Genomic DNA, 22,949 nt, shown 5'->3' on the forward strand with positions numbered 1-22,949 from the left:
TAGTCAGTTTAGCATGAACTGTAATGAATATCTTGTAAGAATCATTGATAAAAATTGTCTAGAGTATCGATTTATTTAATAATAAAAAACCGATGTGTACCAGGGATAGTAAGCATGGGGAAAAAAACGATCGTTCGAGTAGCTGAGCACGTCGAAATGAGTGAGCTGCTTTTAGAGCGCTTAAAAGCAATTTTGGGCGAGTTTGAATTAGAACGCTATACCGAATCGCCCAATTTATTACGAAGTTACCAACGCCGCATCGATAGTTTGGAAAAAGCATTCCTCTTTATTCTCCAGACCCAACCGCTCAAAATAGCCCCCCCTACATTAAAAACCTATCTCGATTGGTGTAAAAAACTATGCAAGCTGCCTCCTAATGGCTCCATTGAAGACTATCAGAACGTTCTTTCTCAATATACGGCGTTATTAACTGACGCTATCGTTGATTACTACGATTGGCCGCAAGAGGATGGTACGGAAATATCCATGTTTAGCGATCGGAAGGCTATCGCACAAAAAAAATTGGAGGAAATGAAGAAGATAGCCATAGAACAGCTTAACAAAGCCGAGCAATATGTCCTTATGCACGAAGGCCGCGCTGATTTAGCGACTTTAACGCCACTCAAGGTTAGTAGCCAGAATGAATTCGTCTTGCAATGGGATAGACAACTGCCCCCCTATTCAGAGGAGACGGTAAGCGAGTTGGCAACCATCAAAGCGCTTGGCTTAAAGTGGGCAAAAAAGAAGAAGACTCTCACCACACCAGACTGGTTTCGTCGTTTACCGCTTTATCAGCAAGCCTATTTTCATGGGAGTAACACCCAAGTCAATTCCATTGAAAATTTAGCGATTGATCTGAACAAATTACTCGTCATCTGGCTTAAGCTAAAAGCAACCGCTTCCCTACAGGAAGAACTTAGACGTATTGCTGCAGGGGAAACTAACCTGCCTGCCTGGTTTAGAGATTTGCCGGCTAATCAACAAAACCTGATCAGAAATTTGGTGTCCCCCACGGTTACAGTCAGTGAAGTGACTAACAATCTGCGGGCATTGGAAAGCCGGTTACAAAGAATGCATGCCAGCAATTCACCCGAGTTTAATGAGGAGTTGGCCGAATTAAAGACCGTACCCTATTGGTATTTAACGCTGGCCGATTACGAACAGCGTTTCCTTAATACGGTCCTGAATCAAGTTCAACGAGTGGAAGAGGCTATTTCTTTTTTACCCAGCCGTTTACGCACCTTACCCATCCTCGCTAATTTTGCTGAACACCAGTTATTACTCCTCAACCAGGACGGTAAGATTACGAAAGCATTTCCAGCCAAACTGCGCTCAAGCCATCTGGCATCCCGTGATGTCGCAGGCCAGCTCCATGAGGTCGGGGAGTTATACACACTGAGGAATCTGGCAAAAATTAGAAATATCGCCGCAAATAGAATGTTACTGCTGCAAACGTTAATCAGCCCAGTCAAATTGCTCAGTGGATTTATGCCTGATTACACCCTTGAGCAGCATCGCCAAAAAGCCGTGGCGGCCGCAAAAAAAGAAGGGGCGAAGTTACTTTTTTCTACCAATCATCCCTTCAACATGGCGCGGGTACTTTATCCTACGCCAGCCAACGATCCAGGATGCACGGCTTTGTTGCAGCAGGCCGAGGCTTATTCCGTTCTGGGTCAATTACCTGACTTGGAAGGGCATTGGAGTTATGAGCAAATTGAAGAGCTCGTGCGGGAAGCCTTTGCTTCGACCTATCTTGTTGAGAACAAGTTACAAGATGACTTGACCCCGAGTAGTTTCTATATCCTGGGCCCCAAATCAGTAAAAGACAATCTGGCCGAGTTATTCCGTACCCATTATCAGGCCTTACAGCAGTTACCCGATTGGCAAAAAGTCGTTAGCCAACATCTGTTTATCATGCATAACCACCTGGAGTCCGAACATCAAACCTTCGTGACTTATCAGCAAGGTCTCGATGATTTGACTGCCTTGGCTAAAGAATATCGAGCGGTATTAAACTCCCCTTTTGGATCAGGGACTATCCTTGATTATTCGGGCCGGGAACTCTTCTTAAGCTCTCTCGAAAATCTGTTAATCATGTACATGGATGGCGTGAGTTATGGATCCTGCGTGAGTGGTAAAGACAGGAAAGCAATCGAAATCATCCATACCGATGCCATGTTATTGTATCGGGAATTATACGGTCGTTGGCCTAGTTTTACCGATACAGGAGCACCACGCAAAAATTTTGTGAAACTGGTTGTTGAATTATATCTATCAAGACATGGGGCAGAACATGCCGGACAAAATGCGCCAGGGGCAGATAGTATTAAAACGCCGGCTAATTATTGGCCTGCTGATATTGCGGAAGCCATTTGTGACCGATTAGGAAAAAAAGCCCTAACCGTTGATGATATCATAGCGACTAATAATGAGGTCGGAAAAATTGGTGATGCCAAAACGCGAATCGCCCCTAATTTTGCTGCCTGTGTTGTCGCTGCACAAAAATTATCTAAACCAAATCAGAAAAAGCTCATTGAGCAGATAAAAATTATTGTGGAAGAAAAGGAACAGTGGGAAAAGAGAACTTATAGCTTTCCTTTTTATCCTGCGCCGCCAACCGGCGTTGATCAGATCAAACAGTTATTGAATGTTCCTGGCCAGTACTCCAGTGCGCACATGACCAAAACGCTTGCCGAGATATATGAGATTGTTCATCAGCGCCCAGAAACATCGTCAACCCGCGATAAGGTGACGCAAATGCTTTATGATAGTATTCTTGCTTTATTCAAGCATGCTGAACCTGAACAAATATGTGCGCAGCAAGTTGAACATCTGATTACCATTAAAAATGAATTTTTCAGAGAAAACCAACAACCAATCGCTGTGTACTAGTCGCATGATGACGATCATCAAGCGTCCAGGAGTTGTTCCAGGCCGTAATAAAGTGAATCCAATTGCTGGACTCGCTGGCAGGATAGAATAATACCAGGCATAAAAGAGGCTCTATCGATGCTGTCATGCGTGAGCGTCAGGGTTTCACCACGACTGCCAAAAATAACTTGCTGACGCGCAAGAACACCGGGTAACCGAAGTGAGTGAATAGGAACATTTTGGTGTAAACCACCACGGACTCCCAGGATCAGTTCGTGGGAAGGCAGCTCTTTTTTATCTTGACCTCTTGCCTTGGCGATCATTTCCGCAGTTTTCATTGCCGTCCCTGAGGGCGCATCAAATTTTTGTTGATGGTGAGCTTCAATAATCTCTACCTCAGGAAGAAAGCGGGCAGCCTGGGCAGCAAAACGCATCATTAAGACAGCCGCAATTGAAAAATTGGGTACAATAATACCGCCTAATTGTTGTTCAGCACACAGACTTTGCAAATGTTGGATTTGCTCCTCAACAAGGCCGCTAGTACCGATAACGGGATGAGCACCGCTTTCGATAATGGTTACGCTATTCTCATAGACAGAGTCAGCACGGGTAAGATCAACGACGATTGCGGCCTGTTTTTCTCTAATTGCCTGGCGCAGGTTATCCTGACGGCCCAACCCCGCTACTAATTCGAAATCAGGATGATTTTTAATGGTTTCACAGGCAAGTACTCCCATTTTTCCTTGGGCACCATTGACAATGACTCGAGCGGGCATGCTATCTCCGATTAAATAAGCGTAGAGAGGATCTTTTAGGATCTGGTTTCTTTTTGTTTCGATTTTTCTTGCGCATCACGAACGACTTTTTCCGCACGAGCGACCCGCTCAGCCATTGCTTTTTCATTGACTATGCGCAATGCCCACAGACTGGCAGGAAACCAGCCAATGATTGTCGCTTGCATAATCAAGGCTACCACACCGCCACCAGGATTATCATCCATGAACAGTACGAGCCAGGGAAAAAAAACAGCAAGAAATGTCATGAACATACGTTTTATCATGCTAATAACCTTCACATTGCACTAGCTAAAGTATACACCGAACCAGGAGTTCTAATACAACCCACCTTAAATTTTTATTGAGAAAGAAGCAAGCCCTGTTTCTTAGTTGCTATAAAGTCACTGCATGCCGATTTGCCTTGGCTTGGTCATCCAATAAAAGAAATTTCTCGTGCTGATTTGCTGGTAATGCAAAGCTTGCAAATGGGATCCAAACGCTGTACATTGTATGCGCATTTTACAGCGAATTTTTTTGTTTTTCCGATACAGCGAAACGATATTCCGCAACTTTTCCCAAGTATTTTCCAGCGGCATCGTCTTTTACTGTAGCCGTTAAGCGTTATCTAACAAGGGTAGTACAATGAGAAGGCAAGAACTTCATCCACGCACAGCAATACTGAATAAAACACAAAAAAATCAATCCAAAAAAGCGCGTAATGAAGCCTTACTGTGGCTTGCCGCTACCTTCCCTGAAGTATTTGACAACAGCCTGCACATTCGCCCCTTGAAAATTGGGATCATGAATGACGTTTTAGCCTATGCTGATAAGGCTGCCGAAGCAGGTATCTCAAAAAGTAAACTGCGTGAAGCCGTTGTTTTGTTTACTCGTCGTATTGATTATCTCACTTGCCTGAAAGCGCGTGAAATGCGGGTTGATTTAACGGGTGCGCCTACTGAAATGGTCACCGAAGAGGAAGCAGAAAAAGCAGCGACCAAAATTAAAAAACGTATTGAAAAAAGTGCACGAAACGCACGCAAAGCAGCGCCTGTTAAAACATCCAGCAGTTATAGCAAACCCTCCTCACACGGGATTAACCAAACACCAGACTTTATTCCCTATCCAGAACGTACACCCGCATTTAGTGCACAAAACGCCTTGGTGCAACCACAGCGTTCGGCAGCAGCCATAGTCGTCAAGCATAAAACGTCACGTCAGTTTGATCCCGATGCGGTAGCCCGCTTAAAAGAAAAATTGGGATTATCACGTAAGGTTGAAATGGAAGAAGAGACCGCTGAGTAGTTCGCTGGATTTCTGTTGATGGATCCAAGACATTGAAGTGATTTGAAGCTTTCGAATGCTGGGAAAGCTCCGGTTTTGCCACGGTCCTTTCTGGCAATATCACGTCGTTCAAGACAGCGAGAAGGAAACACCGAGTTCCTAATCAGTAGCGCGGATGATTTCCATACAATTGGTTCCACCCGCTTCGCCAATCAGACGCCCTCTTGTTAAAAGCACATACGCGTTATTTTCTAACAAACCCAGCTCTAAAAGATGTGCAATTATTTGCTCATTAATTGCCTCACTTGCCAGATGATGGTAATCAAGCAGGATAGGAAAAACATTATTGACCAAACTTAATTTACTCACTGTACGGGCATTCGCGGTTACTGCATAAATAGGAACATTGCTATGTTGCCGCGACATCCAGATAGCCGTGGCTCCCGATTCCGTGAGTGCAACGATTGCTTTAATAGGAAAGTGATTGGCCGCATGGATAGTCGCCATGGCAATCGCCTGATCAGCGCGATGATAATGACAGCTTTCATTATCCGCCTGATAGAAGAAAGCGGCATGTTTTTCTGCACTGCGACAAATTTTATCGACCATACTAATCACTTTCACGGGAAAATGACCGGCGGCAGTCTCGGCAGATAACATCACCGCATCTGTACCATCAAGGATCGCGTTGGCAACATCGGATACTTCTGCACGCGTGGGTTGCGGCTGATTAATCATGGATTCCATCATTTGAGTCGCGGTAATGACTACTTTATCCAGGCGACGACTTTGCTCGATAATACGCTTTTGGATGGCAGGGACTTCTGCCGCTCCAATTTCTACACCCAAATCACCCCGGGCAACAATAATGGCATCAGCCGCGTTAATGATCTCCGTTAAATGCTGCAAGGCTTCCGTTCGTTCTATTTTTGCAACAATCGGTATATCGATACCGCCAAATTGTTTCAATAAGGCATGCACATCATGAATATCTTTTGCATCTTTAACAAAAGAAAGGCAAAGGTAATCCGCATCAATCGCAATAGCTATTTCTAAATCTTTCTTGTCTTTTTCAGTCAAGGTTCTGGCTGCCAGGCCGCCCCCTTTGCGGTTTAAACCTTTGTTGCTATGCAATACCCCCCCTTCAATCACCTGGCAATGGATTAAAGGCGGTTTAATGTCCACCACTTCCAATTCGATTAAGCCATCGTCGAGCAACAGGCGATCAGCCAAGGCCAACTCATGACATAAGTTGCTATAAGCAACACTGACTTCCTGTTGGTCACCCGGTTCCTGACTGGCACAATGAAGGGTAAAAGCCTGGCCATCACGCAAATTAATTTTGCCTTTTTTGAAGACGCCGATCCTTAATTTCGGACCCTGAAGATCAGCCATAATGGCTAGCGGATGTTTTAATTCGGCAGCAATTGCCCGGGCTTGTTGGATAAGGGCAAGGACGGTGTCATTGGCATGAGAAAAGTTAATTCGTAAAACATCCACACCTGCAGTAAGCATCGCACGGAGCGTCTTTACATCACTGCAGGCAGGACCGAGAGTCGCAACGATTTTAGTTCGACGTGGTAACATTGGCGCGCTCTTCCAGAATGGCAACAGCGGGAAGTGTTTTACCCTCCAGAAACTCCAGAAATGCGCCGCCTCCTGTTGATATATAAGAAATTTGCTGGTTCAAATCATATTGATCCACCGCAGCCAAGGTATCACCACCGCCAGCAATTGAAAACGCGGAGCTATCCGCAATGGCAATGGCTAACGCCCTGGTTCCATAGGCAAACTGCGGGAATTCAAATACCCCTACAGGACCATTCCAAATCACCGTTTTTGCGGTGTCGATGATATCCACATAACGGCTTACTGTTTCAGGACCGATATCCATAATCATATCATCGCTGGCAACATTGCTTAGTGATTTATTGAAGGCCGGACAACTGTCTGAAAACGATTTACCCACCACAACATCGGAAGGCAAGGGAATTTGACAGCCTGTTTTAACCGCCAAATCTAAAATTTCACGGGCTTCCCCAAGCAAGTTTTCTTCGTAAAGTGACACCCCAATTTCGAATCCCTGGGCTTTCAAAAAAGTATTGGCAATACCGCCGCCGGGGATGAGGTAATCGACCATGCCAACCAATTGTTTTAGCAGACTCAATTTACTGGACACTTTGGCGCCGCCAACAATAGCAACGATAGGTTTTTCAGGATTCCTCAGGACATGCTGCAAGGCTTCCAGTTCCCGCACGAGCAAGGGACCCGCTGCCGCAACAGGCGCATATTTCGCAACACCATAGGTTGAGGCTTGTGCACGATGCGCCGTACCAAAAGCATCCATGACGAAAATATCACAGAGCTTGGCCAATTTTTTCGCTAAGGCATCATCATTGGCTTTCTCACCCACGTTGAAACGCACGTTTTCGCAAATCACCAATTCCCCATTATTGACTTGGATTCCATCCAAATAATCACTCTCAAAACGCACAGGGTAATCAAGGTGCTTGGCTAAATAATCAGCGACTGGCTGCAAAGAAAAACGCTTATCAAATTTACCTTCTTCCGGGCGGCCTAAATGGGACAACACCATCACGGCTGCTCCCTCATCGAGAGCAGCTTGTAAAGTAGGTAAAGCAGCTTGCAGACGCTGATCACTGGTAATGAGTCCGTCTTTGATCGGAACATTTAAATCTTCACGAATCAGTATTCGTTTACCACGAAGGCTGATTTCGCTCATTTTCATTAACTTCATTACACTTATCCTTAACGATTCATCATGTAGTTTGCTGTATCTAACATGCGGTTAGAGAAACCCCATTCATTGTCATACCAGGCAACTACCTTTACTAAATTTCCTAACACTTTGGTTTGAGTGGTATCAAAAACAGCAGAGGCTGGATAATGATTAAAATCGCAAGATACCAGCGGTTCTTCACAAATATGCAGAATTTCATTTTTTGCTTTACGCATGATGTCATTGACTTCTGCAACACTGGTTTCACGTTGCGCAGTAAAGGTTAAATCGACAACAGACACATTTAAAGTAGGAACACGCATGGCAAAACCATCCAATTTTCCTGCTAATTCTGGTAACACCAAACCCACAGCCACTGCTGCCCCTGTTTTGGTGGGAATAATCGATTGCGTTGCAGAACGGGCACGACGCAAATCACTATGGCTGCCGTCCAACAACATTTGATCCTTCGTGTAAGCATGAACGGTATTGACCAGGCCATGCTCGATACCCAACGCATCATTCAGAGGTTTAACGACGGGTGCCAGGCAATTGGTCGTACAGGACGCATTGGAAACAATGATATCGGTTGCCCGCAAACTTTGATGGTTTACGCCATAGACAATCGTGGCATCGGCATTTTTACCCGGTGCTGAAATTAAAACTTTTTTGGCACCCGCTGCAATATGCTTCATGGCTGCATCACGACTGGTGAAATGGCCTGTGCATTCAAAAACCACATCAACTTCCATCGCTTTCCAGGGCAGTGCAGTCGGATCACGCTCGGCAATCACCCGAATAGGATGGCCATCGATCACTAGATTATCGCCATCCACACGGACATCGTTGGCAAAACGACCATGCGTGGAGTCATAGCGAGTAAGATGAGCAGTGGTTTCTATCCCCGATAAATCATTAATCGCTACTACATTAAATTCATTTTGACGCCCATATTCATAAATGGCTCGCAAAATACAGCGGCCAATGCGGCCGTAACCATTTATAGCGACTCGTATCGTCATACTACTTCTCCGAATAACAGTGACTCGTAGCGAGTCAGTTTAAAATAGAGCTTTTAAAGCGGCTACTATCTTTTCAACAGTAAGGCCTAAATAGTTGTAAGCTTCCGCAGCGGGTGCAGAAACACCAAAACGATCAATACCAATGACCGCGCCGTCCAAACCTACAAAACGGTACCAATAACCACTCGCAGCCGCTTCAATGGCTATTCGCTTGCGGACCGCATTGGGTAAAACGTCTTCCTGATAGTTCTTATCCTGAGCAATAAAACGCTCGCAACAGGGCATGGAAACAACACGGATTTTTTTCCCTAATGCCGTCATTTGCGCTGCAGCAGCGAGAGCCAGTTGCACTTCGGAGCCGGTTGCTAACAGAATGGCATCAGGTAATCCCTGGCAATCACTCAGGATATAACCGCCTCGTTCAATTCGTTCAGCGGCCTTTGCATCATGGTTTAGAGCAGGCAAATTCTGTCTTGATAACAGTAGGCTGGATGGACCCGTATGATGTTCAAGCGCCTGTTGCCAGGCCACCGCAGTTTCCATCAGATCAGCGGGTCGCCATACCTGCATATTAGGGGTCATGCGCAACATCGCTGCGTGTTCTATGGGTTGATGAGTCGGGCCATCTTCACCCAGGCCGATTGAATCATGGGTAAACACATAAATAATACGTTGCTTCATTAAGGCACTTAAGCGCACTGCATTACGGGCATAATCGGCAAAGACTAAAAAAGTACCGCCATAAGGAATAAAGCCGCCATGTAAGGCCAAGCCATTCATAATCGCTGCCATGCCGAATTCACGTACACCATAATAGAGATAGTTACCGGAAAAATCCTCGGCACTAATCGCTTTAGTACCTGACCAATCCGTATTGTTGGAGCCGGTTAAATCAGCGGAACCACCCAGCATTTCCGGCAATATACGAGCAAATTGCTCAATGCATTGCTGGGAGCTTTTACGCGTTGCTAACGCTTTATCGCTAGTACGGCATTGTTCGATAAAAGCGGCACTCTGCGTTGGCCAGTTGTCGGGTAAGTCGCCATTAATACGACGTAAAAATTCCTGGTAATCTTGTGGATAATGTTGCTGATAAGTTTGACAGCTTTGAAGCCACTGGCTTTCGTCATGTTGTCCCTGTTCGACATGATTCCATGCCGCATAAAGCGCGTCAGGGATTACAAAGGGTGGATGAGGCCAATGAAAGTGTTCTCGCACCTTGGCGACACCGGCGGCTCCCAAGGGGGACCCATGTGATTTTTCGCTACCGGCAACCGGTGAACCATAACCGATCACGGTTTTACAAATAATTAAACTGGGCTTTTTCGTTTCCTGACGGGCTTGTTCGATGGCTTTTTCAATCGCACTGGGATCATGGCCATCGATAGGGCCAATCACCTGCCAATGATAAGCCTTAAAGCGGTTGGCGGTATCATCAGTGAACCAGGACTCGACCTTGCCATCAATGGAGATGCCATTGTCATCATAAAAAGCGATTAGTTTACCCAGTCCCAAAGTGCCAGCGAGCGAACAGACTTCATGGGAAATACCTTCCATCAGGCAGCCGTCACCGACAAAGGTATAGGTATAATGATTAACCAATTCCAGCTCGGAACGATTAAAATGGTTTGCCAATAATTTTTCTGCGATAGCCATACCAACAGCATTAGCAAGCCCTTGACCCAAAGGACCCGTTGTTGTTTCAACACCCGGGGTATCAGCATGTTCAGGATGGCCAGGGGTTTTGGAATGCAATTGGCGGAAATTTTTAAGCTCATCCAGGCTTAGGTTATAGCCTGTTAAATGTAATAGGGAATAGAGCAGCATGGAGCCATGGCCGTTTGATAAAACAAACCGATCCCGATCAAACCAATGAGGGTTTTTAGGATTGTGCTTAAGGAACTTCTTCCATAGTACCGTAGCAATATCTGCCATGCCCAAAGGCATGCCTGGATGACCGGATTGGGCTTGCTCAACAGCATCGATACTTAAAAAACGGATGGCATTGGCTAAATCATTAGAAAGACTCATGCGTTCTCTTATGTAATCATTAGGGGCACTATTGTCGCTCAGAAGCTTCTATTCAGCAAGTTAGCAGCGTGCTTGTTGTAATAATTATGCACAATAATGAGCTTTTGTGGAGCAAATAGTAGTTAAGTTCATTTAAATTTTACTTTTTGATTATTTTTTGAGATTATTTTTTGGTTTAACTCATTTTCGGGGTTGTATGACAGTAGCCGTGTTGCGACACATGGGTTCGTTAATTGGAATTGATCAACTACCTGTTACGAGTCCAGGGGATAACGAAATCATTAATTGGGAATTTGGTAAAGAGCTGGCCAAGCAGCCCGCCACGTTCTTTCATCCAATGATCTCAAAGCATCTTGAGCTGAACGTGACGTATAGCGTACTTTGCACAAGGCTTCTTCACGACTTCAGTCGTCCCGGTGTCAGTAAAGCTGAACTGGTTGAGCAATTGGTTGCTGCCCTGATGATGGCCGAATTATTAACCCCCCTTTATCGTGATTTTTTGGGTGAATGGCATGAAGTTGCGCGTCTGCAGGATGACAAAAAGGTCTTTCGGGACTTATTAGCGACACAAAATTATTCGTTTGGCGCGTCAGAGGACAAAGCCATTGCCTTGTCTGCCTGGTCTGGCCAGCGCGTGCGGGGCGCGACCCCCAATTGGAATTTTCCCCGTTTGATGTTTGGCCGCAGCAGGCGTTTGTTTACCACCTTGGTACCAATCATAAAGGATTTTGAATTCGTCCGTGATTATCTCATAGAGTCAAAGTTAGGCCGTAAAGTGGCAGCCGTTGATCCTTACCTGGGAGTAATTGTCAGCCACGCTTCCTGGCTGTTTTTTGCACCCAGATTAACGGTCAATTCCATCGTTTTGCTAAGTTTTATTGTTCCTAGCTGGTGGACCGCGGCGAAGGAAAAGAAAATGGGATTGTGGTTGGGGTTTCTGGGGCAATTGCAGCAGCGCTGGTTTGAATTAGGCAATGATTCCCTGTGGATGACATCAGGATTACTAAACTGCTTTGTACTGACTGGGCCTTTGGCGCCTCTCGGTATCTATGTCACGCTTAGCCTCTTTCTCTTCGACGTACTCTGGGCCCGTTTGCGAGCCCGCATTGAACACAACCGTTTAACCGGCCAGCAAAAGGTCTATGACGATATGGCCCTGGAAATCGGGGGTGAAGAGACTAAAGAATGGTTGGAGCTAAAAAGCTATCGTGAGCACTTTGCCCAGCGAGTGGAGTTTGAAGACAGACGATTGTTTGTCACCCTGGTTAACACCCAGACGCTGATGTTTGGGATGTGCTTCGCCTTCCCTGCCTTCGCAGCGAGCCCGCTTCTTCCCTTTCTCGGTGCGTTAATCGTATTAACAACTACATTCATGGTTAATCGACATCTCCAGGCACTGGGACAACTAAGGCCTGTTGATCGAGTCATCGCGTTGAATGATAAAAGTGGTAAATCAATCTATGAAACGGGGCTAACCTTGTTTCGTCCTAGCGAGCCTACAGAGCCACCCCATGATGACAGATTGCGGGAGGACGATAGCATACAGATGGGAAAGTCTGATCATAGAGGATTGCATCATTCGAAAAGCGCACCTGGCTTTCTAGAGACTAAGCCTCTTGCAAAAAGCGATCCGGTGATACTTCCTTTTACATCCAATACAGCCTTTGTCTAAAGGCATGGAGGTTCAATACGTTCGATGCTATCCTTAGGGCTTTGATAGCATTGAGGATCTTTATGTCAACCGCTAGTTTACCGCAATTTACTTCTCTCGATCCGGCGGGTTTTGTGAACCGCCTTGACACGCTTTTACAAGATAACCTTCAGCAGATAACTACCCTTTTGGCGCAAAAGAATGCCCACTATACCTGGGATAAGCTGATGCGTCCGCTGGAAGACATGGATGATGTGCTTGAGCGCTTTTGGTCGCCTTTATCCCATTTGCACGCTGTCGTTAATTCCAAAGCGCTGCGAGAGTGTTATCAAGCCTGTTTACCCAAGCTTTCCGCTTACGAAGCAGCAATTGGCCATAACCATGATTTATATGATGCGGTTAAGTCTTTAGCGCAAGACCAATTAGATCCTGTCCAACAAAAGATTGTTGAAGATACCCTCCGCGATTTTGAACTAGCTGGCGTTGCTTTATCGGCAGAAAAGAAACAACGTTTTGAAGCGATCCAAACACGCTTGTCTGAATTATCCAATCAATTTGAAAACAATGTCCTGGATGCGACCCAGGCGTTTAGCCTGCACATTAGCGATGAAAAACGGGTGGCCGGTTTGCCTGAACATGCCTTGCATACCGCCGCTGAATTAGCCGCCGAGAAAGGCTTGTCTGGCTGGATGTTCAACCTTGAGTTTCCCTGCTATATCGCCATTATTACTCATGCCGACGATCGCGCCCTTCGCGAAACCTTTTATGAGGCGTATGCCACCCGTGCCTCCGAACAAGGACCCCAGGCTGGAAAATTTGATAACAGTCACGTCATGAATGAGATTCTCGCTCTGCGCCATGAGAAAGCCCAGCTCTTAGGTTTTGCCAATTACGCTGAATTATCACTGGCGACCAAGATGGCTGAATCGCCAAAACAGGTCATTGATTTTTTGACGGACTTATCAATTCGCGCCCACCATCAGGCAGAAACCGAGTTCCAGGCGTTGCAGGCGTTTGCCGAAAAACACCATGGCTTAACCAAGCTTGAACCGTGGGATGTCACCTATATCTCCGAGAAGAAAAGACAGGCCCAGTATGCGATTTCACAGGAAGAGCTTCGCCCCTATTTTTCCCTTGCGAAAGTGATGGAAGGCTTATTCACCATCATCAACAAACTGTATGGGATGAAGCTGGAAGAAGTGAAAGGGGTGGATATCTGGCATCATGACGTCAAGTGCTATCGCGTGTCGGATGAGAAAGGACTGGTACGCGGCTATATTTATGTGGATTTGTTTGCCCGCCAACATAAGCGCGGCGGCGCGTGGATGGATTCCTGCCAAAGCCGACGTAAACTGCCTGACGACAGTATTCAACTCCCCGTTGCTACCCTGACCTGTAATTTTGCCAAGCCAGCCGGGAAAAAAATGGCGACCCTGTCTCACGATGAGGTCTTAACCTTATTCCATGAGTTTGGCCATTGCTTACACCATGTATTAACCAAAGTTAATTATCTCAGTGCGTCCGGTATTAACGGCGTGGAATGGGATGCGGTTGAACTGCCCAGCCAGTTTTTTGAAAACTGGTGTTGGGAACAAAAAGCCCTGCAATTATTAACGCAGCACGTCGATAGCGGCGAGCATTTGCCTGATGAGCTCTTTGAAAAATTATTGGCCGCTAAAAATTTCCAATCTGCCATGGCGATGATGCGCCAGTTAGAGTTTTCTTTGTTTGACTTTCGCATCCACCTGGAATTTACCCCGCTTACGCCAGACTTTATCAGTAAAACACTGGCTGAAGTACGCCGACAAACGACGGTTGTGCCGATTGCACCTTACAATCGCTTTCAACACAGTTTCTCCCATATCTTTGGAGGCGGTTATGCGGCCGGCTATTACAGTTATAAATGGGCAGAGGTCCTCTCCAGTGATGCCTTTGCGCGCTTTGAAGAAGAAGGCATCTTCAACACGCAGGCAGGACATGATTTCCTCCATTTTATCCTGGAAGCCGGGGGCTCGAAGAAAGCCGCCGATGCCTACCATGGGTTTAGAGGCCGTGCAGCAACGGTAGATGCCCTTCTGCGCCACAATGGTATTAATCCCTAATAAAAAGGCCTGGCTTGTGGAGCAACAAGCCAGGCCTTTTCCTGTGAAAATAATTGAGTCGAGTTGAACTTGTCCCTTGTGTTCTGTGTTATAATAAAAGTGTACAAAAAAAGGGGGCGACCTGGTTTCGACGTGGGTTGCGAAACCTGATGTGCATGCCGAGAATGAGAACTCTCGTAAATCAGACTCACTAAATATAAATGCAAATGATGAAAACTTTGCAGGTGAAGCTATCGCTGCGTAAGCTTTGATAGTGTAACCGCACCGTGCGCTGCCATAAAACCAGCGCCCCGTTGACCGAGCTTGCTTATCGGTATCGAATCAACGGTCATAGAAGATAAGCTCGCATCTTGGTCCGTCCCGCATCAAGGTGTTAAATCAAGGGAATCGCCGTGTACCATCCTGCCTGTCGGAGGGGCCACGGTTAACTTAATAGACAAGGCTACGCATGTAGAGCTGACGGCAGAGGATTTGCGGACGCGGGTTCGATTCCCGCCGCCTCCACCAATTAACCATCCAAGACACTCCAATAACATCCATAACCTATTGTAAACACTAGGCTTAACGCCTATCATACGTCCACTATTGTCCAATAAATACCCCCTACATCCAAACCATATTGGGGGTATTTGTTGGGGTATATCGAGAAGTCAAAAAGGAGATACCCCCAAAGTGGCTGAAAAGAAAGATATAGTATTTCGAAATGCTAAACCAGAAGCTAAAGCTCGTAAAATTGCAGATGAAAAAGGTTTATTTCTTTATGTAACACCAGAAGGTAGAAAATATTGGCGTTTTAAATACCGATTTGGTGGTAAAGAAAAATTATTGGCCTTGGGGGTATATGATGATGTTACCCTTGCCAAAGCCCGTGTTAAACGTGATGAGGCTAGAAAATTACTTGCCGATGGAATTGATCCAGGCGAACATAAAAAAGTCATGAAGCAAGTGGCAGATGAGCGCTCTGCTAATAGCTTTGAAGTAGTCGCTAGAGAGTGGTTTGTAAAATATTCATCAAATTGGGTTAAAAGTCATGCGGATAAAATCATACAGCGCTTTGTGCGTGATATTTTTCCTTGGATTGGCGACAAGCCTATCACAGAAGTTACACCTCCAGTTTTGTTGTCAGTCATCCGCCGTATTGAAGATCGTGGGGCATTAGAAACAGCCCACAGAGCATTAAGCAACTGTGGTCAAGTATTCCGTTATGCCATTGCTACAGGTCGAGCTGAAAGAGACTTTTCTCAAGACTTAAAGGGCGCACTACCTCCAGTTAAAACTAAACATTTTGCAGCACAAACTGACCCTAAGCGCTTTGGTCAATTATTAAGAGTGTTTGAAGATTACGAAGGATCATTGATTGTTCGCTGTGCTTTACGCTTAGCACCATTAGTTTTTGTGCGTCCGGGGGAGTTACGTCACGCCAAATGGGAGGACATCGATTTTGATACCGCGCAATGGAGCTATATCGTTACTAAAACAGATACTCCTCATATTGTACCTTTAGCCACTCAAGCTATAACCATATTAAAAGAGCTTCACCCCTTCACCTGTAATAGTGCTTTTGTATTCCCTTCTGCTAGAAGCAATGCCCGTCCCATGAGCGATAACGCAATTTTGGGAGCGCTACGCCGATTAGGAATTAGCAAAGAAGAAGCTTCCGGTCATGGTTTTAGGGCAACGGCGAGAACGTTACTCGATGAAGTTCTTGGAGTCCGTCCAGACATTATTGAACACCAACTTGCTCATGCTGTCCGCGATCCTAATGGGCGTGCTTATAACAGAACGGCACATTTACCAGAGCGTAGAAAGATGATGCAGGATTGGGCGGATTATTTGGATTGCTTATCTGAGTCTCATTAAAAGGATATTTATGTTTACTTCATTGAAAAAAATTAAAGAATTTGTGCATTATGCCCCCTGCCCCGTTCACGATGCTGTCTGTCTAATTTATGGGTTTGATCCAGGAATACTAGTTGTCAAAAATTCCAATAATTATAGAGAGGTGAGGTTTAGAGAAGATGTTATTGAATTTGAAGTGTTATTTAAAATACTGCGTGGCAATAGGCCATTTTGGGATGTAAGGGATAACATTTTCTACTTTGTAGATAAGGCATTACAAAATAACATTTCAGTTGATAAGAAATTACTGAAAGCTATTAGCACTTTTACCGGCAATTTAATTAATGAAGATGTAGGGCTTTTTAAAAGGCACTATCCATATCTAAGCAGAAAGACGATACCTGAAAAACAAAATCTAACTACTACGCCAAAAATAACGCCTGAGCAAAGGATTCAAAAATGGCGAGAAATAGCTTGTGAAAAATGGAAGCAAAATCCTAAAATTAAGAAGGAAGAAATGGCTAAAGTTATATACGAAGAGCTAGAACAGACCAAACCTGAGTTTCTAAAACAGGGAAATGGAGATTTTGTTGCTATTAGCACAATAATAAAAAATCTCAAGAAAAAATAAAAACCTCATTCATACCATAAAAAAGGCGAGCCGCCTTTTTATCTCTTTGATTTTTAATGAAAATTAAAATAAAAATACCATTAAAAATCTATTTCGCCTTTTTTTTGCCTCTGTTGAGATAGTTACTCCATTAGACAAATTAGGAATAACTATGCCAGTACGAGTAAATGAAAAGGAAACTTCTAATCAAAAGTTACCTTTAAAAATTTTAAGACGCAGAGCAGTGCAGGAAAGAACAGGGCTCGGCCGTTCGTCAATTTATTCAAAAATTTCCCAAGGAGAATTTCCAAAACCAATAGCATTAGGTGATCGCAGCGTCGGATGGATTGAAGAAGAAATAACATCCTGGATTGAGCAACGTATTCAATCTAGCCGTATGCATGGGGGTGGCAAATGAAGATAGAACGAAACCCTCAATTCGTTGGCGCGACGAGGGCTTACAAAACAAACCTAAGTAGTGATTTTAATTTAAAAGTGACTGAACGTAAATTCGATCGTTCATTACTCCCAACTCCTGCGGCTTATTACAGTAAACAATTTCAAAACTTAAAGATTAAATCTGAGTGGATCATGGTTAGATGCTGCTTTCATGATGATTCCACTCCAAGCCTAAGCATTAATATGGTTAGCGGACATTTCCGTTGCTTTGGGTGTGGTGCTAAAGGATTTGATGTACTCGCTTTTCATAGGCTACGTTACAAACTCAGCTTCAAAGATGCTGTTAATCAATTAGGAGCATGGAGCCATGGATAAAGGAACGTTAGAGGCAATAGCAAAAAAACTTGCTGGTCACCATGCCAAAAATGAGCTTAAGGCAGGCTATGTATTTCAAGCATTGCATGTATACGATGATGATAAAGGGAATGTGGTTTATATAAGAATTCGTTTAAAACATCCTGACGGCAAAAAATGGATTAGGCCTTTTCATCTGTGTTCAAAACGGAAAGCATGGGTTTTGGGTGAGCCTAAGTTCAATCAAAATAAACTTCTTTATCATCTAAATAACATTGTGAAAAATCCTCACAAAGATATATGGGTTGTAGAAGGTGAGCAAAAAGTAGATCGCTTAGAATGCCTTGGATACTTAGCGACAACATCAGGTAGCAGTTCAAGTGCTTCTACTGCCAATTGGGAAATTCTACGAGATAGAAATATAATTATTTGGAGGGATTATGATGCATCGGGTCTTTCTTATGCACGGGAAGTCTGTAGCCTCCTAAGACCATTGAATTGCCGCATTAAGTTTATCGATGTGGCTCAACTCCATCTTCCAGAAAAAGGAGACATTATTGATTGGCTTGAAATGAACCCTGGGGCAAATCAAGAGACCTTACATGGATTACCTTTTCTTGATGATCTGCCTGATGATGCAGCACAGCAATTTGAGTGGCTAGAGCCATTACCACTAACAACAGCAGTTTTACAAAATCCCTACCCTTTAGATGCATTGCCATCAATCATTCGCGATGCAGTTATCGAAGTTCAAAACTACACAAAGGCGCCAATTGCTTTGGTTGCTGCGTCAGCACTTAGCGCCATTTCACTGGCTTGCCAAACATATATTGATATTAAGCGTGATGAAAAACTATGTGGGCCAACAGGGTTATTTATGGTCACTATTGCTGATTCTGGTGAAAGAAAATCTACATGTGACAATTTTTTTACCAAATCTATTTACGAATACGAACAAAAACAAGCAGACGCAGCAAAGCCATTATTCAAAGACTACAACGCCAAAATGGCTGCTTGGCAAGCAAAAGGTGAGGGAATTAAAACCGAAATACGAAAACTGGCCGGCAAGGGAAAGGATACCAAACAACTTGAATCAAGTTTAATTGATCTTGAGCATGTAAAACCTGAGCCACCAAAGGTACCAAGGCTTATTTATTCTGATGTGACACCAGAAGCGTTGAAAAGCAATTTAGCTATGGTTTGGCCATCTGCTGGAATTATCTCTAGTGAAGGAGGCATTGTTTTTGGTGCCCATGGCATGAATAAAGATACGGCAATGCGTAATTTATCAACATATAACCAAGGATGGGATGGCAAAGGCGTTCCGACAGACAGGCGCACTTCTGAATCATTTAGGGCCCAAGAAGTTAGACTTACTATGGCAGTGCAAGTCCAAGAAGTTACCATTAAGGAGTTTACTTCACGATTAGGCTCTTTAGCCCGTGGAATTGGCTATTTTGCTCGGGTTCTATTTTCATGGCCTGAATCAACTCAAGGCCAGCGTTTTTTTACAGAAGCCCCAGAAAAATGGCCGCATTTGGCTATATTTAACCAGCGCATTACAGGAATCCTAAATAGTAAGCCACCTATAGAACAAGGTGTATTAACTCCTAATCTCATGTCATTAGCACCTTTAGCAAAATTAGCATGGATAAAGTTTCATGATGCGATCGAAGGTGAGTTATCTCAGGGAGGTGAGCTTTGTGATGTCAGGGATGTTGCATCAAAATTAGCTGATAATGCAGCCCGATTAGCGGCTTTATTCAATTTTTTTGAATTTGGTATTGACGAAGACGTTAGTGCTGAGTCGTTCGATGGTGCAAGTTTGATTGCCTTATGGCATTTAAATGAAGCTAGAAGATTTTTTGGGGAGCTTGCATTATCCCCAGTCCTTATTAATGCTGACCGGCTAGAAAGTTGGTTAATTGGTTATTGTAAAAAAAATAATTTACGCACCGTGCCAACTTCTATAGTGCTTCAAACTGGTCCGTCTTGCGTTAGAAAGGCTTCAGACATGAGATTAGCCTTACATGAATTGCAGGTTCTCAACAGAGTGCGCTTAAACATCGATACAACACCAAACTGCATTGAGTTAAATCCCGCTTTGTTTAAAGACGAGGGTTAAAAATGGCGATTGCACAGCTAATAAGTGAGATTAGCCAACGTAGGAGCTCTGCTAATATTGCTAATTCTGCTAATGTTATAACAAAGAATAAATCTGCATTATCAAAATTAGCATTATTAGCACCGGTTATTGATACTCAAACGCAATCTGGTGACATTTTTGATGCATTTTTTGAACAAGCAAACCAAGCGGGTTTAGAACTATTATATGATGATAAGCGATGGTTGAAATCTTTTGGCTATGTTCGTATTACTAAACCACTACTTGAGCGATATTTAAAATGTTGGCTTGATGCAATGAATGATGAACAGAAAGACTTCAAGAAACAAAATAAAGGTAGATTTGCAGCTAATACTTATATTCGCGAGGCAATGGAAAATGGCAATTAAATCAGATTCAGCAGACAGTGAACAAAAATTGAAACAGCAAAAAATTAATAGCTCTATTGCTCAAACAAATTGTTTAGCGAGTGCTGCCATGGCGATTGATCATTTGCATGGACGTGGTCGCTTGCTTGATGTTTCGACAGTGTTGGATCAACTAGAAGCTAGTGCTAATAAGGTAAGTGATGGTAATCTTAAAGAAGTAGAACAAATGCTAATGACTCATGCTAAAACACTAGATTATATTTTTTATGATGCATTGAAGCAGTTAGCTGACCTTAATATGATTAACCATATCGAAGTGTTTTCAAATATAGCTTTTCGAGCACAATCACAATGCAGAAAAACATTGGCCACTTTAGCAGAATTAAAGCATCCACGTCGTGTAACGTTTGTTAAGCAGCAGAACAATGCAATTAATCAACAGGTAAATAATGGAGTAGAATCTGAGTCTGGAAATTTTAAAAAAAATAAGAAATTTGCAAACGAACTGATATCCGAGGTGGCTCATGAGAAAGTGGACATTGGAGGAGCGATTAGCGCAAGCGCAATTGATTCGTCTTCAGAAGCCGTGGGAGTATTCAACAGGGCCAAAAACTCTGGAAGGGAAAGAAAAGAGCAGAAAAAATAGCTATAAACATGGCACAAGGTCTTTTGAAGTAAGAAGATTATCGAGCGAGATTACGGAGATGAAAAGGAAGTTAAGCCAAATTTTAAATTTAATTTGATTCAATTAAAAATTAAGCCATGCTTCGACTATCATGACCATTGCAAGTGTATCTAACTCACAGTATCTTAAAAGAGCATCTGTCAGGTATTGTCGTTCTACTGCTGACATTTCACTAAACTGCATATACATATACGCAATAGATGCGGCGCCACCCTCTTTTAATTCATCGCTATCAAACATCCATTCTATCTGGTCATCCGTCAACTCCATATTTTTAAACAATTTTGGCAGCAAAGAATAAGGGTCTAAAATTTGATTACCATCTTTGATAACCCATGCAATAGGATCATGAAAATTTAAGCTTTTAATCTCAGCAGTTGAACCATAAATTTTTTGACCATACTTTTTTTGTAAGAAAATTGAGCTATTTAAAATTGCAGGTAATACTTTTTTGATGGATGTCTTACCGTTGATTGCTGGTTCAAATGTGTAGGATTCAACTAGTTTACATAAATCAACCATAAGTCTATCGCCACTTTCCCAAATACTACTGCTGCTATTGGTTGGCTTGGCAATAGACTGTATAAACTCAACCAAAACATCTTTATCATCAATATCATCTGACTCCATTAATTCTTTAAGAATGTAATTCAAATAGGTGTTTTCGTGGTTGTGATACCTAAAAATGGTTCCATCGTCTTTACTGAGTGCGTGCTTTAATGCGCGTATAAAGCTCAAATTTGGATTCACACCTAATTCGGTATTAAGAAATTGATCTGCATGTTCCACAGCTCCATTTTTATACAACATATGATGAGAAAACTGAAAGGCAAATCCTTCATACGGATGAGCTCCTTTATCAAGAGGTATTGCAGGCGCTGCTGTTTCAAAATCGATGAAATGTAATGGATAGACCCATGTAGCGATCTCAGTTTTCAACCCATCTTTATCAAGATAAAGCGAAAAATCATTTTGTTTTGTTTTCTCAATTTGTAAAAGACGGCGTTGAGGCCCTGATAACCCTGGTGTCACCGCTGATGAGTTTTTTTTCGGTAAAATTTCATTCTCTTCAACTTGATTGAGTTTTTTTTCGGTAAAATTTCATTCTCTTCAACTTGATCTTGAAAATATACTCCATTTTTTATGAGCTCATCTCTTCTAGTGTAATTCCAAATATCTAAGACGCTTGGACGTTTAAAATCTCTCTCTTCAAAATGACAAGCTTCACGCCAACATTCCTCAAAACCACTTTTTTTACCGCTGACTAATTTTGTATGTAATACTCGAAATTCACAATTAGCACATATTTTTCCAATAGACGGATTTAATTTTTGACCATTCAAAGAACAGTTGGCTAGATATTCAATATAGCCCCCAAGTTTCAATTCATTTCTATATTTAACTTCCTCACTCACATATGTAATCTCATTATCCACATTGATTTCTATCAATAATTTATCGGAAAGGTCTGCAGCATTAAGTTTCTCTACGCCTGACACTTTCACTTGCCCATTTTTGGTTCTTGAAATTCTAATTTTTTGATTCAATCCACTTGCGGGGCAGGAAGCTGATTTATTTAATAGGCCTAAATAAGCTGAGATCCTAAGATTAGGGTATGCTTTTTTAAATACATATTTTTGAAATGCCACATCATAAATATAGCTCAACCAATCCTGGGAAATTCCTCCCTTTTTCATGAAAATAGAATCTTTTGTTGAATCCCATGTGGACGACTTAACCTCAATAAGACGAATATGATTATCATTCTTTACAAGAATATCAGCACGTAGAAGCAAATGATTATATGCAACCGCAGCTTCAAATATAATTACGTTGTCTTTTTTTAAAAGTTCTTTAGTTTTATAAAGTGCCTGCTCTGTATTGAGATTACTTAAATCTATTGAATCAGCACCTTGATAATAACACTTAGCTAATACTCCCACCTGAAACCCAGCTTTTGCCAAAGCCTCTAAAAAGGGATCCGAAGTTCTGTTATTTAAATAAATTTCGGGGTTCGCGTGATAATAAAGTTTAGTTGGGCATTCCATTGCAAGTAAAAACTTTGATTTAGTGAAGAATTCTGAAGGCATTGCAT

At 43.2% G+C, this 22,949-nt stretch carries 19 protein-coding genes and 1 other RNA gene; 12 read left to right on the forward strand and 8 right to left on the reverse strand.

The window, feature by feature from the left end:
• The first annotated feature begins 114 nt into the window (after positions 1 to 114).
• Positions 115 to 2,892: a Dot/Icm T4SS effector PI-3-phosphatase SidP gene (gene sidP, locus DYC89_RS13805; RefSeq protein ID WP_115222310.1), complete on the forward strand. Its 2,778-nt coding sequence runs from the start codon at positions 115 to 117 to the stop codon at positions 2,890 to 2,892.
• A 17-nt stretch (positions 2,893 to 2,909) separates the two neighbouring features.
• Here the strand turns inward: sidP and dapB are convergent, their stop codons facing one another.
• Entirely contained in the window at positions 2,910 to 3,647 is a 738-nt protein-coding gene (gene dapB / locus DYC89_RS13810; RefSeq protein ID WP_115222311.1) for a 4-hydroxy-tetrahydrodipicolinate reductase, read from the reverse strand.
• A 35-nt stretch (positions 3,648 to 3,682) separates the two neighbouring features.
• Positions 3,683 to 3,931: a YqaE/Pmp3 family membrane protein gene (locus tag DYC89_RS13815; RefSeq protein ID WP_115222312.1), complete on the reverse strand. Its 249-nt coding sequence runs from the start codon at positions 3,929 to 3,931 to the stop codon at positions 3,683 to 3,685.
• 358 nt (positions 3,932 to 4,289) lie between these two features.
• On the opposite strand from DYC89_RS13815, the gene DYC89_RS13820 reads away from it, so the two are divergent.
• Positions 4,290 to 4,949 carry a ProQ/FinO family protein gene (locus DYC89_RS13820; RefSeq protein WP_115222313.1) on the forward strand — a complete coding sequence of 220 codons (660 nt, stop codon included), beginning with the start codon at positions 4,290 to 4,292 and terminating at the stop codon, positions 4,947 to 4,949.
• Between the two features lie 138 nt (positions 4,950 to 5,087).
• On the opposite strand, the gene pyk is transcribed toward DYC89_RS13820, so the two are convergent.
• From pyk to tkt, 4 genes are read right to left on the reverse strand one after another with little or no spacing between them, the layout of a single operon-like run.
• Entirely contained in the window at positions 5,088 to 6,515 is a 1,428-nt protein-coding gene (pyk, locus tag DYC89_RS13825; protein WP_115222314.1) for a pyruvate kinase, read from the reverse strand.
• Positions 6,496 to 7,686 (reverse strand): phosphoglycerate kinase, encoded by a 1,191-nt coding sequence (locus tag DYC89_RS13830; RefSeq protein ID WP_115222315.1) that lies wholly within the window; start codon positions 7,684 to 7,686, stop codon positions 6,496 to 6,498. Before DYC89_RS13830 ends, pyk begins: the two co-directional genes overlap by 20 nt.
• Positions 7,687 to 7,697: 11 nt before the next feature.
• Positions 7,698 to 8,690 carry a type I glyceraldehyde-3-phosphate dehydrogenase gene (gene gap, locus DYC89_RS13835; RefSeq protein WP_115222316.1) on the reverse strand — a complete coding sequence of 331 codons (993 nt, stop codon included), beginning with the start codon at positions 8,688 to 8,690 and terminating at the stop codon, positions 7,698 to 7,700.
• A 39-nt stretch (positions 8,691 to 8,729) separates the two neighbouring features.
• Complete coding sequence (gene tkt / locus DYC89_RS13840; RefSeq protein WP_115222317.1) at positions 8,730 to 10,721, reverse strand: transketolase; 1,992 nt, start codon at positions 10,719 to 10,721, stop codon at positions 8,730 to 8,732.
• Positions 10,722 to 10,878: 157 nt separating this feature from the next.
• On the opposite strand from tkt, the gene DYC89_RS13845 reads away from it, so the two are divergent.
• From DYC89_RS13845 to DYC89_RS13890, 10 genes are all read left to right on the forward strand, one after another.
• The gene (locus DYC89_RS13845; RefSeq protein WP_181879409.1) at positions 10,879 to 12,393 is read left to right on the forward strand and encodes a hypothetical protein; all 1,515 of its coding nucleotides are present in this window, start codon (positions 10,879 to 10,881) and stop codon (positions 12,391 to 12,393) included.
• Positions 12,394 to 12,455: 62 nt separating this feature from the next.
• Positions 12,456 to 14,474, forward strand: coding sequence for a M3 family metallopeptidase (locus DYC89_RS13850; RefSeq protein ID WP_115222319.1), 2,019 nt, complete (start codon positions 12,456 to 12,458; stop codon positions 14,472 to 14,474).
• 112 nt (positions 14,475 to 14,586) lie between these two features.
• Positions 14,587 to 14,981, forward strand: a transfer-messenger RNA (tmRNA) gene (gene ssrA / locus DYC89_RS13855).
• Between the two features lie 165 nt (positions 14,982 to 15,146).
• A complete protein-coding gene (locus DYC89_RS13860) occupies positions 15,147 to 16,334 on the forward strand; it encodes a tyrosine-type recombinase/integrase (protein WP_115222320.1) in 1,188 nt (395 codons plus the stop codon).
• A 10-nt stretch (positions 16,335 to 16,344) separates the two neighbouring features.
• A complete protein-coding gene (locus DYC89_RS13865; protein ID WP_115222321.1) occupies positions 16,345 to 16,944 on the forward strand; it encodes a hypothetical protein in 600 nt (199 codons plus the stop codon).
• A 151-nt stretch (positions 16,945 to 17,095) separates the two neighbouring features.
• Positions 17,096 to 17,341, forward strand: a complete 246-nt coding sequence (locus DYC89_RS13870; RefSeq protein WP_115222322.1) for a helix-turn-helix transcriptional regulator — start codon at positions 17,096 to 17,098, stop codon at positions 17,339 to 17,341.
• Positions 17,338 to 17,697, forward strand: coding sequence for a CHC2 zinc finger domain-containing protein (locus DYC89_RS13875; RefSeq protein ID WP_115222323.1), 360 nt, complete (start codon positions 17,338 to 17,340; stop codon positions 17,695 to 17,697). The genes DYC89_RS13870 and DYC89_RS13875 overlap by 4 nt, the downstream gene beginning before the upstream one ends.
• Positions 17,690 to 19,801: a DUF3987 domain-containing protein gene (locus tag DYC89_RS13880; RefSeq protein WP_115222324.1), complete on the forward strand. Its 2,112-nt coding sequence runs from the start codon at positions 17,690 to 17,692 to the stop codon at positions 19,799 to 19,801. The genes DYC89_RS13875 and DYC89_RS13880 overlap by 8 nt, the downstream gene beginning before the upstream one ends.
• 2 nt (positions 19,802 to 19,803) lie before the next feature.
• Positions 19,804 to 20,190, forward strand: coding sequence for a hypothetical protein (locus DYC89_RS13885; RefSeq protein ID WP_115222325.1), 387 nt, complete (start codon positions 19,804 to 19,806; stop codon positions 20,188 to 20,190).
• Positions 20,180 to 20,815, forward strand: a complete 636-nt coding sequence (locus DYC89_RS13890) for a hypothetical protein (protein WP_115222326.1) — start codon at positions 20,180 to 20,182, stop codon at positions 20,813 to 20,815. Before DYC89_RS13885 ends, DYC89_RS13890 begins: the two co-directional genes overlap by 11 nt.
• A gap of 102 nt (positions 20,816 to 20,917) precedes the next feature.
• On the opposite strand, the gene DYC89_RS13895 is transcribed toward DYC89_RS13890, so the two are convergent.
• Positions 20,918 to 21,886: a DUF2779 domain-containing protein gene (locus DYC89_RS13895; protein WP_181879410.1), complete on the reverse strand. Its 969-nt coding sequence runs from the start codon at positions 21,884 to 21,886 to the stop codon at positions 20,918 to 20,920.
• Complete coding sequence (locus DYC89_RS13900; protein ID WP_115222328.1) at positions 21,883 to 22,944, reverse strand: hypothetical protein; 1,062 nt, start codon at positions 22,942 to 22,944, stop codon at positions 21,883 to 21,885. Before DYC89_RS13900 ends, DYC89_RS13895 begins: the two co-directional genes overlap by 4 nt.
• Between the last annotated feature and the right edge of the window lie 5 nt (positions 22,945 to 22,949).

It is taken from the genome of Legionella donaldsonii (assembly GCF_900452385.1).
GTDB classification, from domain to species: Bacteria; Pseudomonadota; Gammaproteobacteria; order Legionellales; family Legionellaceae; genus Tatlockia; species Tatlockia donaldsonii.